Origin of the sequence: Criblamydia sequanensis CRIB-18 (assembly GCF_000750955.1) — a bacterium.
In the GTDB taxonomy this organism is placed as follows: domain Bacteria; phylum Chlamydiota; class Chlamydiia; order Chlamydiales; family Criblamydiaceae; genus Criblamydia; species Criblamydia sequanensis.
In genome coordinates this window covers 79,179-92,184 of the sequence record NZ_CCEJ010000010.1, presented here as the reverse complement: position 1 = coordinate 92,184, position 13,006 = coordinate 79,179, and the positions used below count along the sequence as shown (strand labels likewise).

11 protein-coding genes are annotated in these 13,006 nt (G+C 36.5%); 7 read left to right on the top strand and 4 right to left on the bottom strand.

Annotated features, from left to right (window positions below; genetic code table 11):
- Positions 1–82: 82 nt before the first annotated feature.
- On the top strand, positions 83–1,483 hold the full coding sequence (locus CSEC_RS10630) for a C45 family autoproteolytic acyltransferase/hydrolase (RefSeq protein WP_041018453.1): 1,401 nt from the start codon (positions 83–85) through the stop codon (positions 1,481–1,483).
- Here CSEC_RS10630 and CSEC_RS10625 read toward each other — a convergent pair.
- Positions 1,475–2,335, bottom strand: a complete 861-nt coding sequence (locus CSEC_RS10625; RefSeq protein WP_041018452.1) for a hypothetical protein — start codon at positions 2,333–2,335, stop codon at positions 1,475–1,477. The genes CSEC_RS10630 and CSEC_RS10625 overlap by 9 nt on opposite strands.
- A 485-nt stretch (positions 2,336–2,820) precedes the next feature.
- On the opposite strand from CSEC_RS10625, the gene CSEC_RS10615 reads away from it, so the two are divergent.
- The 6 genes from CSEC_RS10615 to CSEC_RS10590 all read left to right on the top strand — a co-directional run bounded on the left by CSEC_RS10615 (position 2,821) and on the right by CSEC_RS10590 (position 10,670).
- Entirely contained in the window at positions 2,821–5,322 is a 2,502-nt protein-coding gene (locus tag CSEC_RS10615; RefSeq protein ID WP_041018450.1) for a penicillin acylase family protein, read from the top strand.
- Between the two features lie 186 nt (positions 5,323–5,508).
- Positions 5,509–6,339: a hypothetical protein gene (locus CSEC_RS10610; protein ID WP_041018449.1), complete on the top strand. Its 831-nt coding sequence runs from the start codon at positions 5,509–5,511 to the stop codon at positions 6,337–6,339.
- A 199-nt stretch (positions 6,340–6,538) separates the two neighbouring features.
- On the top strand, positions 6,539–7,366 hold the full coding sequence (locus CSEC_RS10605) for a hypothetical protein (RefSeq protein WP_041018448.1): 828 nt from the start codon (positions 6,539–6,541) through the stop codon (positions 7,364–7,366).
- Between the two features lie 257 nt (positions 7,367–7,623).
- Positions 7,624–8,691 (top strand): hypothetical protein, encoded by a 1,068-nt coding sequence (locus CSEC_RS10600; protein ID WP_041018447.1) that lies wholly within the window; start codon positions 7,624–7,626, stop codon positions 8,689–8,691.
- An 84-nt stretch (positions 8,692–8,775) separates the two neighbouring features.
- Positions 8,776–9,585, top strand: coding sequence for a hypothetical protein (locus CSEC_RS10595; protein ID WP_041018446.1), 810 nt, complete (start codon positions 8,776–8,778; stop codon positions 9,583–9,585).
- Between the two features lie 251 nt (positions 9,586–9,836).
- Entirely contained in the window at positions 9,837–10,670 is an 834-nt protein-coding gene (locus tag CSEC_RS10590; RefSeq protein WP_041018445.1) for an aldo/keto reductase family protein, read from the top strand.
- Here CSEC_RS10590 and CSEC_RS10585 read toward each other — a convergent pair.
- From CSEC_RS10585 to CSEC_RS10575, 3 genes are all read right to left on the bottom strand, one after another.
- On the bottom strand, positions 10,667–11,083 hold the full coding sequence (locus CSEC_RS10585; protein WP_053332009.1) for a GNAT family N-acetyltransferase: 417 nt from the start codon (positions 11,081–11,083) through the stop codon (positions 10,667–10,669). The genes CSEC_RS10590 and CSEC_RS10585 overlap by 4 nt on opposite strands.
- Before the next feature lie 507 nt (positions 11,084–11,590).
- A complete protein-coding gene (locus CSEC_RS10580) occupies positions 11,591–12,391 on the bottom strand; it encodes a carbon-nitrogen hydrolase family protein (RefSeq protein ID WP_041018444.1) in 801 nt (266 codons plus the stop codon).
- Positions 12,392–12,394: 3 nt separating this feature from the next.
- A complete protein-coding gene (locus CSEC_RS10575) occupies positions 12,395–12,925 on the bottom strand; it encodes a dihydrofolate reductase family protein (protein ID WP_041018443.1) in 531 nt (176 codons plus the stop codon).
- Positions 12,926–13,006 lie beyond the last annotated feature (81 nt).

Below are 13,006 nucleotides of genomic sequence, written 5' to 3'. Positions count from 1 at the left end.
GTTTTAGAACCAAACTTATTTATAGTTTTTATTAATTGCCATTTCTTCCTGAAGTAAAATAATATTTAGAGAGGTGTTCTATATGCAAGCAAAAGCCGCCGATCCTTCTTCATCTTGGCCAATTTTTTTAAATGTTGAACAGCAAATCGAGCTATGGATTCACAAGAACCCTAAAGCTGTTAAGGTGCTTAAAGTTGCTTTTTCAATTCTAGGGGTTGGGTTATTAGCTTCTTCTTGCATGGACACGCGTGTAACAAAAAAATTAAGCTGTAAAATTAGTTTAAGAATAGCCGGGACATTAGTAACTCTGGCTTCAGGAGCCGCTCTTTTGGCGCTTGATGCGATTGTTCCGCCCCACCACGACATGAAAAATCATGCCTTTAAGCCTAACTGCTGTGAAGGCGGAAAACTATACTATGAAGGGGAAATTCCAATTCTTGCCCTAGATGCGGATAATCCAAGGGTTTGCGGGGCAGCTCAAGGGTATCTATGCGGAGAAGCTATCAGCAATCTTGCAAAACGATTTGGCTTAGTGCTTCATACGATAGCCCGTCAGCCAAGAGCTTCGAATCTTACATCCTTTCTTAATACCATGAAGGAGAATATCCCTAAAAGATATATGGATGAAATGGAAGGTCTTCTTGAAGGCTATGAGCGATGGGCTCAAGAAAATTGCGATAAAAAACCAAAGCACATGACCTTTGATGATATATTTTTGTTTCATTTCATGCCTGATTCCATTCACTTCCAGCCAAAAAACTTTAAGATGGCTTGCGCTGCCATAGTTTCTAAAAATCAAGAAGGAGAGCTTGTCTTTGCAAGGAACATGGATTGGCCGTCTTTGGGAATTGCCGGCTCTTATAGCCTTATTATCAATCGTCGCTATACTAATGAAGACTACCTTAATACCGTTGAAGTTTGTACACCGGGGTTTGTTGGAACCCTAACCGGAATGAATGAAATGGGGCTTGCAATCGGGATGAATGTTTGCGAGGGAAATACAAAAGAAGCTAAGGGAATACCTGCTTGCATCTATAATCGCATGTGCTTGGACACTTGTAAAGATACGGACGATGTAAGGGCTTTTCTCGAAGAATTTTCACCTTTTGGGCCTTATCATTTAACAGTTGCAGATAAAGCAAAAAAGGCTCTTTCCATTCACTTTGCACAAGCAGAAGATGGCTCTAATGTAATACGTGAATATAGGGAAAAGCCTTTAGCTACTTTAAACTGCCGTTATGGACCCAATCCAAGTTGCGATCTGCATCATAGCAAAGAGCGTCAAGAAGTCATTGATCAATTTTTTGAGGAAAATGTTCAAGAGATTGAAAGGGTTTTGGAGCTTCTGCCTGTAAACAATGTGATGACAACCCATAGGGTCGTTATGATTCCTGAAAGGGATTATTTCGGATTGGCGCTTGATAATGCTTTTGCCGGAAAAGAGCCTTTGCATAATGTTACTTTAGAAAAGCTATTACACTAAAGATGAATTAAATTTTAAATGAAGTTCTTCCAATTCTATTATGAGGTGTTCTTCATCGCTTTTAGCAAGATCCTCAATTCTATTCAAAACTGCAGCCATTAGTTCTTTAGGTGATTCAATCTCTAATGGTTTAAACAGAGGGTTAAAAGTGGAAATGTAATATCTTTGTGCTTCTTTAAGAGTTTCTTCATTGGTTAGGGTGTCAATATATTTTTTATAATTGGAATGTCTCCAAGCGATGAATGATTTTTGTAAATCTAACAGTTTTTGTAATTTTGGAAAAATCTTGGGATGCTGACTAAGCTTACTATTTTCAAGAGCAACCTTTTGTTTTTTTATGTCTGAAAAAGAAGTTTTTATTTCATTCCACTCTTCATTTATTATTTGAGGTTGGACAGAGGCTGATTTAAAATCATTCAATGCTCCTTTCAAATTTTCTATTTGAGAATCAAGCGATTCAGTTAAAGCGTTAATCATTTCTTGCGCTTTAACTAAATTATTTTCATAAATAGACTTCGGCATAGCACTTAAGTCTATTCCTTGAATACGAGCTAGAAAATCAAAATCATTCTCTTCTTTCGGTTTTTTGTTAATCAAGTCAAGAATACCGACTAGGATGTTGCCAAGGAAGGGAACTAATAAAGTAATGCAACGAAAAATACTCTTGTCCTTTATATAAGAAAAATAATGATTTTCTTTTAGGGAAGTCGATTGGACATATACGAGAACCATCTTTTCAAGAATGCCAAAAAAAAGATTGGTTATCGTGCTGATAACAGGAATGTAGTCGCAAATGTTATCGCAAGCAATAAAGAGGGTGCTTAAACCGGAAGGGGGAGTCACGCTCGACATACAAATCCTTAAATGAAGTCAATCTAGCTTGCCACTATAAAAAAATTTATAAACAAAATCCTATCAGGAAATTTCTCTAGATACAAGCCTTAGTCTATTTTTTTAGCGACGATAGGGTATCGATGCCAATACTTCATATTTCCGTTAGCTTCAGGAAAACGACCCTCCTCTAGTTGATAATATTCGATTAAAAAGTGATTATCAAATAAGAAAAAGACGTCTTCTTCCGAAAGATAAGGTTAAATCGGATTCATTTGCCAAAACCATCATTTTTTCCGAAAAAGTGGCCGCAAAATCGAGCCCCCGGCCGAAGGCTGCTTACGATAAAAGCGAGAAAGCTCACGCCTAAAGACCTCGGCTTTCTCGCTTTTGTCGTAAAGTAAGTTAGCAAGCGTGTTTTATTTAACTCAATTCTATTTATTCCTTGACATGAATAGGTCGTTTTGGAAAAGGTTTTAGGATTAGATGACCCATCAGGAGACGACATGAGAAAAAAAAGATTTTGTTCTTTTATCCTAACTTTGACCCTACTTACCACATCTTTTGCGAATGCTGAAATAGCCGCTTCCGCAAGCGATGGCGTGACTATTAAACGAGACGCATTCGGCATGCCCGCAATTAAGGGAGGGAACCTTAAAGAAATTGCCCACGCCATCGGTTATGTTCAAGCCCAAGACCGCTTATGGCAAATTTTCTTTACTGTGCAACTTGCTAACGGCAGAGCCGCTCAATACTTTGGCGAAGACCTTATTGACTCAGATATTTTGCAGCATCAGCTTAATTACACAAACGAAGAAGTCAAAAATCAAATTGATGCTTATTTCACAACCAAAACAAAAAAATTCTATAAAAATTTTGTAAAGGGTCTTAATGAATATGTCGATAAGGTGAATGAGAATGTATCGAAAATGCCTTTTGAGCTACGAGCTATCGGTTTTGGAAGATCCAATCCCATCCCTCGCTTTACATTCTATGACATCCTTCGAACCAACCAATTCATTTTACAACAATTTTCACCCTCTTCCATCCCGACTTACCAAATAGATAATCTTTCAGACTTCGAAGTGCTTGTAGAAAATTTTGGATTTAACAAAGCTAAAAAAATTTTTGATGACATCAACCCGACAACCAAACAGGTAAAATCACAATTTACGATCGTTCCCGGGGATGTAAATCTTCTTGAGGAAGAAGAGCCTTTGGCCTTAGAAACAAGAGAGATTTCAAAAGAAAGTTCAAAACAAGTTACCCAAATGGCAAAAGATTTATCTAAAAAGATGCATGCCATTCAAAAAAGCTATACTAAAAAAATACCCGGTCTTGGAAGCAATGGACAGGCGATCAGCGCGCAAAAATCGCTTTCCGGCAACCCCATGATCCGCATCGCTCCCCAGCCAAACTACAATCAGCCAAGCGATTTTTATCAAGTCAGGATTGAAAAAAATAATATCGGACTGCGAGGAAATTACTTTACGATACCGACCTTTCCAATGACACCTAATGGTGTATTTAATAACTACGGAGTTGGGGTACAAGTTGGGCACCTACCCTCTAATGACTTTTTATTTGAGCCTGTTGAAAACGCGACTTTAGTCCGAACAGATACAATTCAAATCTTAGATGAAGAACCCCTTGAACTGCCAATATATAGAAGCGTATCAGGCGGGTGGGTAATAACCTACCCCATCACAGCTAATACTGAAACGATCGTCACTTTAAGATCTGTTTATATTGATAAGCAATTAAGAGCTATTAATGCCCTTCTTGAATCGGCTTTTGCAAAAAATCATAATGAGTTTGTTAATACTCTTTTGAATCCTGCTTGGCAAGCAGATATCCTTTTGCTTGAAGGGGATTATGTTGATTCTTCAAATAACATTTCAGCTTTTCATACCGGTGGATGGACGAAGCTTAATTCGATGTATGATCGAAGATTGCCGCAAGGGGTTGCCAATAATCCTATTCCGTCGAACTCTGTTTATTCCTATGATAATATAGCTAAAGAACCTTTGTTAGACACAAACACCTCCCAAGGTTATTATGTGGGATGGAACTCCTTATTCAAGCAAGGGGCGGAAGGATCAAGCGATACTATTGACCCGGTAGGAGTAAACCGCATGTTCTGGCTTGATCAATACATCCGATCCTTCACAAAATTATCTTTTGATGACCTTAAGAATATTGGCCTAAGACAATACCTTGCTAACAGCAACACGGCTTTTCATGTAGACGATCCTGATAAAGATGCGGATTTATTTACCTTTCTTTTTAAGGAAAGATTTTTTCAAGCCGTCCACAATCTTCCAACCCCGGAGCGTTTGCAAGCCGTGGCTCTCTTACAAGATTTTGAAGGAAATTGGTTTGATGGAGACTTAGATAATATTCTAAATGGCTTAGATATTAGCGACCAAAGAATCTTATCTAGCGTTTGGTTAAATGCGGTTGCAAATCGTGTGTTAAATCCTTATTTAGAGGGAACAACTCGAGAGGTTGCGTCAGCCACTCCAAGCGACCCTATTCCCTTAGAGAATGCCTACGGTTCGACAAATGAGTTGACAAGCCAAGCCAATACTCTTTCAAGAATTTTCAACCTTGCTTTTGATAATACTCTTTTCTTTAATGATTGGTTAAATGACCAGCCTTCTATAGACGAGATTATAACTCAAGAGCTTGATTTTGCTTTGAGCGTTCTTGGAGGGTTCAGTGCAAGACCTTGGGGAGAAGGCAAAAGGGGAGTTTACCAATTTGAAAACCTTGTTTTAGGCGCAGTTCAAGAAATGCCTATGTGCAATGTTTCAGGCTGCATCCTAATGGCGGAATTTACGCCGCTTGAAATAAAAATGCAGAGCATCCTAGCGCTTGGTCAATCGGGTGAAATTTTAGGCAACCCTCGAGGAACCCCTAAATTTAACAAACACTGTTTTGATCAGCAGCCGCTCTTCTCTCAATTACAACTTCGAACCAACCCGCCTTTCAAAATTAATGATTAAGTCATAAAAGAAGCCGATTTAAATCGGCTTCTTTTAAAAAAATCTTCAAAGTACCCCAAAAAGACTAGTTTAAAATATTAATTAATGACGATGCTTTTTTATTGTTGTAATTAGTTTATTGTTTTTTTATAATTACAGAATTAAAAATTTTAATTATATTATTAACAATTTAATAATCGAGAAATAATGAATCCTCTATTTCTTTTTGCAGCTTATGATAAAGAAGCTAAAACCATAATAAAGAATAAAACTGAGATTCCTGAAAAAAGAGAAGTGGTCCTCTCCGTCTTTAATAGTGCAAGTCAAGCGGTTTTCGCTAAGGTATCGCTTCCCAACTCACCTCTTAAACAAAAAACGGTAAGAAAAATCAATTCGCATAAAAAAAAGAATTTTCATTTCGTGACTATTCAAAACACAAAGCTTGAAGATTTCAAAATGAAAATAGTGGATTTGGATTTAACCGAAGGACTCCTAAAAAGAAAAAGAGAAGAGGTTTCTGAAAAAGGCAAAGAAAAGGTTTCCGAACCTCAAGCTAAAAAAGCCTGTATTGACCTAACAACAAGCAGAGATTCTGATTATGAAAACCAAATAGAGGCGACACCCTCTTCTCCAACAACTCCTTCATTTCTGGAAACAGAAGGTGCAGAATTACCGAGAATATTTTTTAAACTGGTCGACATTGCCGCAAAAAATAGTATTTCCGAGAGGGATACTTTAGACCCGAACCATGAAGTAATGATTGTTATAAAAAATATCGGAGAAAAAGAATTAAAATGTAGCTGCAGAGTCAGTCGTGGCGATGGCAAAGCAATACCTTTCATTAAAGGAAGGGAACAAGTGCTTAATGAAATCGCTATAAAAATTGTTAAAGCCGGTGAAGTAGCCCCGATAGGTAGTTTTTCCCCGGCGTCTTCGACAGACGGTAGGGTTATAATTGAATATTTTGTATCGAATATTCCGGTCAAACTAGATCAAGTCTTTCGTAAACAAATAGAACTAAATGTGAAAAAGGACTAACCTTTCGACTTTTTTTTGTGAATTATTTAAACTTATAATTCTTAAGTTTTGTTTCAATAGACTTCTTCCTAAATTCGCTTTGATTGGAAGAATGGGCTGTTTTAACAATTGAATTGAGTTTCGAAAGAAGTCTAATGCCTTAAGCAAAAATTATGAACTTACCTTTAATCTTTATAACCTTTTTTATTAAGAGGAACTAATGTTCACCCCTTTACATCTTTTAAGTGCTCAAGCTATGGGCTCTCCTTTAGAAATGGACACAAACATACTACAAGGAGAGGAAGTCTCTCTTGTGGTTGAAAATAAAGGGGATCAAAAAGTTTACGCGCATGTTTTTTTGAATTCTGCATTAGCTCAAGGAATGATGAGGGTTGTAGATTCAAAACAAAAGGTAAAATTTAACATTATGGCTGATCAGGACTGTAAGTTAAAAGACTTTGTTATAAAAGTCGTTGATCTGGCGGGTGAGAATTTGATGGAGCGTGGCGAAGCGGTTTCCAAAAAAAGATTCAGGGAATCCGCATCTCATAGTGATAAAGAGAAAGAAGGGCAAAGTGCAAGTAAAAGGCAGCATCTTGACCCAATAGATCTTGAAACTCAAAAAAATGATGAGTGGCAGGAAGGAGAAAAAGAAGCTTCTTCAGTTCAAGCAACTCAAGCTAAAACTGTAATAACAGATCAAAAACTTGCGGAATTGGAGCTTCATGATCCAGTAACCGATTTGCCGATCGGTTTTAAAACTTTTTTAGAGCCTAACCGTAAAGTGGCTGTGTTTATGAGTAATCCAAACGAAGAAAGAATAAAATTTGTTTTTACCATTACATGTGGTGATAAAAAGACTAAAATCCCCGCTGAAGGTGTGGAAATGGGTATACTTGAGGGTAAAGCAAAAGCACAAATTTGTAGTTTTACTCCACAATCCCCGGATGGAGTTATTCTGTATTCTCTTTTATCAAATAAAATGGCACCCTCTGAGGAAGCAAAAAAGAATTATTTTCAGCAGGAGATCTCCTATGTTAAAAAATAGCGAGCGCTAAATCACAAAGCAAATTTCGAAAGAAGTCTAAATTTATTTAACAAAAGCTATGATCCGATAACCTATTCAAGGGCTTGCTATTCTTAAATAATTAAAATAATTGTGTTTAAGGGATTGCTTCCTTTAATAAAGAAATATTAGTTAAGGTAATAAAAGATACTAATTTTGTTGCGTTTACTTTATAATTCAATGAAAAAATATTGAAAATTTAATTTTTTATTTAATTCATAGAAATTATAGAGGAACATATGCAAGGTCTTCCGACTTTATATCTTATTCACGCCCACGATAAAACAAGAAACATTCCCCTTCCGGATGGAGCTCCTATTCCAAGGAACACAAGCATTGAACTTTTCATTAAAAATACAAGCGATGCCACTGTTTCTGCCGAGGTAAGCACTCGTATAAAACAAAAAAAAGGTGTTAACAATCCCTGTACCAAAAAAATTGCTTCTACGAACATCCGTTCTTTTTCTTTTAGCCCATTAGAAGATTGCACATTAAATGACTTTGTAATGAGAGCGGTTGACAACGTGAGTGAAAATTTAAAGAATAGAAAAAGAGATCGGGAAGAGACTGATTCCTCGAAGCAACAACAAGAAAGAGAAGTTAAAAGAAGAGTTTCTGATTCAAACAATCCTGTTCTTAGTATTGAAGAGAAAGAAAAAGAAAGCGAAAGGGTAAGTTTTGGAAGACGACGTTTCAATGACCTGGCAAATACAGAAACTCAAGCGATGGTTAATGAGGAATATGAGAAGGAAAAAGAAGTTCCAAAGACCATTCAAAGACCTTTCTTAGCTCAAATGCTTCCACAGGTTTTCAAAGATCCAATGCTTCCACAAGTTTTCAGAGATCCAATGCTTCCTCAAGTTTTTCAGCGGTTTGCAAGTCAAGCAATTAATCAAGACAAGGTCCAGGGTGAGCAGGTTAGGACGAATGAGGAAACGATCAGATCTAATGAGATTAATAATGAATCGATACCTCGTTTTAATGCATTGGTACGTTTTGTTGATACTCAAACAGAGCGTCCAGTTTCAGTAGGAAATGATTTAGTGGCAGGTCGCGAAGTGGGTTTTGAGGTATTTAATCCATCAGATAGACCTATGACAGTGTTGGGATATATAAAACGCTTAGATGACAGCAGAGTCGATCCTCAGTTCAATAAGATGAAAACTATCGATGAAAAGAAAGCCTGCAGGTTATTTACTTTTACTCCAAATAAAGAAGATGGAATTCTTATTATAGACCTTGGTTTCACATCGTTTAATAACACTAACATGACGTTTCATACAAGATTGAGTGTTAACGTTAAATAATTTCTTAATCTTAAACTCTACCCTAATTTTTTAGAGGTAGAGTTTAACTTTATTAATTTTAAATACTATTAATAAGAGGAATCTATGCAAGTTGGTCCTATATATTTAGCTAACGCTTTTTATAAAAATAATAAAATTTTAATAAAAGAAAAGGCTGCCATCCCGAAACACTCTGAAGTTGTGCTAACTTATTTTAATATAAGCAAGGAACCTGTTAATGCGAAGGTTAGCTTGCCGAGCTCAAAAAACTTTCCTCAAAATATAGTGAAAAAAATTGAGCCGGGCCATAAACGGAAATTTGTTTTTATAGTGACATCCGATGATTGTAAGTTAAAAAATTTCCTGGTTGAAATAGTTGATTTAAACAAGATCCCTAAAAAAAGAGGAAGTGAAGAAATAAGAGAAAAGGGTAAAGAGAAAGAATTAGAGCCTTCTTCTAAAATGAGGCGTCTTGAAAATGATGCTACAGATGAGAATAGTTGTGAATTAACAATAGATGAATCGACAACAGACGATGAGGAAGAAGAGATCCCTGCGATAAACATGGGATTAATAATTTTTGACCGCACAGAAAATAAGCAAGTCCCCTGGGAATACATAGGAAAATATTCTTTTAACGTTACTTTAACAAGTAATCATGAACTGGATTTCTTCATACAAAACCCCAATAAAAATAAACAAAAAATTCTTTGTAATCTTTCTTGTGGAAGTGAAACACTTGAAGTGAATGGCAAAAATATCACTATACTTGATTATCACCAATCGATCAAATTATTCACTTATACTCCAAAAAAAGAACAAGACTCTATTTTGATTACTTATTTAGCATGTGATTGGCAAGCGTTGCCGGGCGATCCGTGTTTTAGTATTAATATACCTGCCCGAATTGTTTAACTCTGAAAACCCGTAAATTGCGGGTTTATTTTTTCAAAGGTCAATTAGTGTGTTTCAATTAGCTGTTGGCTTTCCCACAATTATTCCCTTTAATTCTAAAAGAGCATTTTCTTTATCGATTATTTCAAGTGGAGAAGCTCTAGGCCTCCTTGGATAAAATTAGAGGAGTTTTTATCAGAATGAAAAAGGATTCAAAGACTTTTTAAAATTTTTTGGTTATTCTCCCTATAAAAATTTTTAAGAGGAAATTTATGGAAAATAGGGATACGAAAGTGGCCATGCCGCATTTGATTTACGGGACCGCATGGAAAAAAGAGAAAACGGCGGATCTTGTCACAAAAGCCATTCAATATGGCTTTCGAGGGATTGATACGGCTTGTCAGCCAAAGCATTACAACGAAAAAGGGGTAGGCGATGCCCTTAAAAAACTTGAGGAGAGTGGATTTTCTCGAAAAAGTTTATATATCCAGACAAAGTTTACGCCTTTAAATGGCCAAGACCCCAATAATATCCCTTATGACTTTAAAGCCCCTTTAAAGAGCCAAGTCCACCAATCTTTTGAAGTTTCAAGGAAAAATCTCGGAGTTTCTTATCTCAATGGTTGGATTCTTCATTCACCTTTGAATAAAAGGGAGGAGACCCTAGCGGTTTGGAAAGCTATGGAAGAAATTCACAATCAAGGGGGAGTCCAACGCCTAGGTATAAGCAACTGCTATGACTTGGATATATTGAAAGAGTTATATGAAGCCTCTCAAGTCAAGCCGACGATTTTGCAAAACCGTTTTTATCGAGAGACCGGTTATGATAAAGAGATACGGGCCTGGTGTGAAAAAAAGGAAATAACCTATCAATCCTTTTGGACACTGACAGCAAATCCGGAAATTCTTAATTCTGAAACGGTTCAAAAGGCGGCATTTGAATATCAGAAAACTCCTGCTCAGATTTTCTTTCGGTTTCTCATTGCCATAGGCATTGTACCCTTAACAGGAACCACCTCTGATAAACATATGCAAGAAGACCTTGAAATTTTTAATTTTGAACTTCAAAGGAACACGATAGGAGAAATTGCTTCCTTATTTGATTAAAAATCTTTTCTTAAAAGAAACATTTTTGAATTTTGGCTATAACCCTCTCTTGTGAATTCAATGGCATAGCCAACCTTTTGGTAGAAGGGAAGCCCCTCCCAATCCATAGTCTGGACGACTGCAAACTTAACGTTTCTTTTTTTTCCCATAGCTTCAGCTTCATGCAAGAGCTTTCTTCCAAGCCCTTGATGGCGAAAAGTTTTATCAACCCAAAGTGAATCTATATAAAGAGAATCATAAAAAATGGCGCCTGATATACCCCCAATAACTTTTTGTTCATTATTTTTAAGAAAAAAGCCAAAGGGCTGAATTGGAAGGAAGCCTTTTTTCTCTAAAGCATAATCACTAATTCCCTTAAGAAGGATCCCTTCATATTCCGGAGGGATGGTTTCATAGTATTCTAAATGAGCCATAAAATTTTTTGATGCCCTAGATTATTTTTTCTAATAATAAGTTTATCAAATGTAGTAAATAAATATCTAATTACTTTAAAAAAAATGCAGGTACAAGGTTTTAATAAAAAAACAGCAAAAGAAGAGAAGAGGCCCTATCTCAAAATGGTTTGAGCCCTTTTGAGATAGCAAGAAAACTTGTAGACACAGTAAACAAAGCACAAGAGGTTTTTAAGAAAGAAGCTGACTTATTTATTCAATTAGAAGACAGCAACCTGGCTTTAGTTCTACCTTTGGTCGGGAAAGGGCTTTAATAAAATGCTTATTTTAGGATCATGTCACCGTGGCCAATGGAGAATATGAAATCATAAACAGAGAAACTAAAAATAAAGTGGTTTTTGATGATCACAATTTACATTAGATTGATAAGCATCACTATTTTGGTTTGCAAGCCCATCGTGTAGATTCGATAGCTTTAAGCCAAATTTTGGGATTAAAAAAATAGTTTCCGAACTGAACTCGTGGTAATCAATTTTGAGAGTTCAACTTTTCTTTTAAAATAGGGCTTCCAGAAACCCTTCGTCCCTTATTTATGCATAAACTATCTTTTGCAATATCCAATAGGATGCAATCATATCGATTTTCAACGCTCCGAGCTTGTTCGCATCCGTTCGGATCATAGATAACGCTATGGCCTGGACAAATGTTTTTACCATCATTTGGGAAGACCCAATCAGCTGCTACTAACCAACAACGGTTTTCATAAGATCGTGCGACGAAATGACTATAATAATTAGGTCGTGAGGTTAAAGCATGATTTAAAGGCACCTTGTTACACATGGGGATAAAAAGGATAGCGGCTCCTTTTAAAGCTAAAAGTCTGCAAGGCTCAAAGTAATTACTATCCATGCAGATGACGACGCCAAAAGTAATGCCTTTGCTATGAAATACTGAAAATTCATCATCAGATGCAAAGTAGTTGTGGTATAAAAAGTGCTTTCTTTGAACACCAAGCAAAACTCCCTTTTCGATGATGGCTGCAGAGTCGAAAATTTGATGACCTTGGCGCTCATTAAAACCTATTATAAACGTCGTTTTAAATATTGAGGCTTGTCTAAGAAAGGCCTTAAATTCTGAACCCTCAATTTCAAGAGCGGTTTCTTCTGCAAGCTCTTTTTCTTCATAGTAGCCTGTTAGATAACCTTCCGGAAAGCAAAGAAAATCTATTTTTTTTTGATCGGCTTGCTTTACAACCTCTAAGATTTCATCTACCCGTTCTTTATGGGAGTTTTTGGCAAAATTTTGATAAGCTGCAACACGGATTGTCATGGTTTAAATCATCTTATACTTTAATTGGACAAGACCGCTTGGATAGGATTGGCTTGAAACCAAGCGGCAAGGCTGTTCTTTATTCATGGCGCTAAATAAGGGGATTCCGGATCCTAATACCATTGCAATTATGGATATCGTAAGATTATCCACAAGACCGGCTTCTAAGAATTTGGAAGCTGTAATCCCGCCATCCACCCAAATATGTTTGATGCCATCTCCGTATAATTTAGAGAGTAAGTCTTTCAAATCCCCGCTAAATAGTTCGGCTTCTTTTCTGACTTTTTTTAAAGTATTGCTCAAAACAATAACTCTTTTCCCGGAATAAGGCCAATCCTCAAAACCTGAAACCACCTGATAGGTTTTTCTGCCAAGAACTAGGGCATCGACGCTATCTATAAATTTTTTGAACCCATAGTCCTCATCTCCTGTATGACCATAGAGCAGCCAATCAATATTCCCATCTTTCCTGGCAATATAGCCATCAATACTAGTCGCTATATAGATTGAAACCTCTGGACAAAAAAAAGCCATGTCGTTATTCCTTTTTTACAAAATCTTTTGCAAGAAAGCGATAATTATACAAAAAAACAATATTAATTAAATAAGTTCAAT

Bases quoted from the DNA above. Each gene is read 5' to 3' on its own strand.
- CSEC_RS10595 (WP_041018446.1), top strand. From the start codon at position 8,776: ATGCAAGTTGGTCCTATATATTTAGCTAACGCTTTTTATAAAAATAAT.
- CSEC_RS10630 (WP_041018453.1), top strand. From the start codon at position 83: ATGCAAGCAAAAGCCGCCGATCCTTCTTCATCTTGGCCAATTTTTTTA.
- CSEC_RS10590 (WP_041018445.1), top strand. From the start codon at position 9,837: ATGGAAAATAGGGATACGAAAGTGGCCATGCCGCATTTGATTTACGGG.
- CSEC_RS10600 (WP_041018447.1), top strand. From the start codon at position 7,624: ATGCAAGGTCTTCCGACTTTATATCTTATTCACGCCCACGATAAAACA.
- CSEC_RS10605 (WP_041018448.1), top strand. From the start codon at position 6,539: ATGTTCACCCCTTTACATCTTTTAAGTGCTCAAGCTATGGGCTCTCCT.
- CSEC_RS10610 (WP_041018449.1), top strand. From the start codon at position 5,509: ATGAATCCTCTATTTCTTTTTGCAGCTTATGATAAAGAAGCTAAAACC.
- CSEC_RS10585 (WP_053332009.1), bottom strand. From the start codon at position 11,083: ATGGCTCATTTAGAATACTATGAAACCATCCCTCCGGAATATGAAGGG.
- CSEC_RS10615 (WP_041018450.1), top strand. From the start codon at position 2,821: ATGAGAAAAAAAAGATTTTGTTCTTTTATCCTAACTTTGACCCTACTT.
- CSEC_RS10625 (WP_041018452.1), bottom strand. From the start codon at position 2,335: ATGTCGAGCGTGACTCCCCCTTCCGGTTTAAGCACCCTCTTTATTGCT.
- CSEC_RS10575 (WP_041018443.1), bottom strand. From the start codon at position 12,925: ATGGCTTTTTTTTGTCCAGAGGTTTCAATCTATATAGCGACTAGTATT.
- CSEC_RS10580 (WP_041018444.1), bottom strand. From the start codon at position 12,391: ATGACAATCCGTGTTGCAGCTTATCAAAATTTTGCCAAAAACTCCCAT.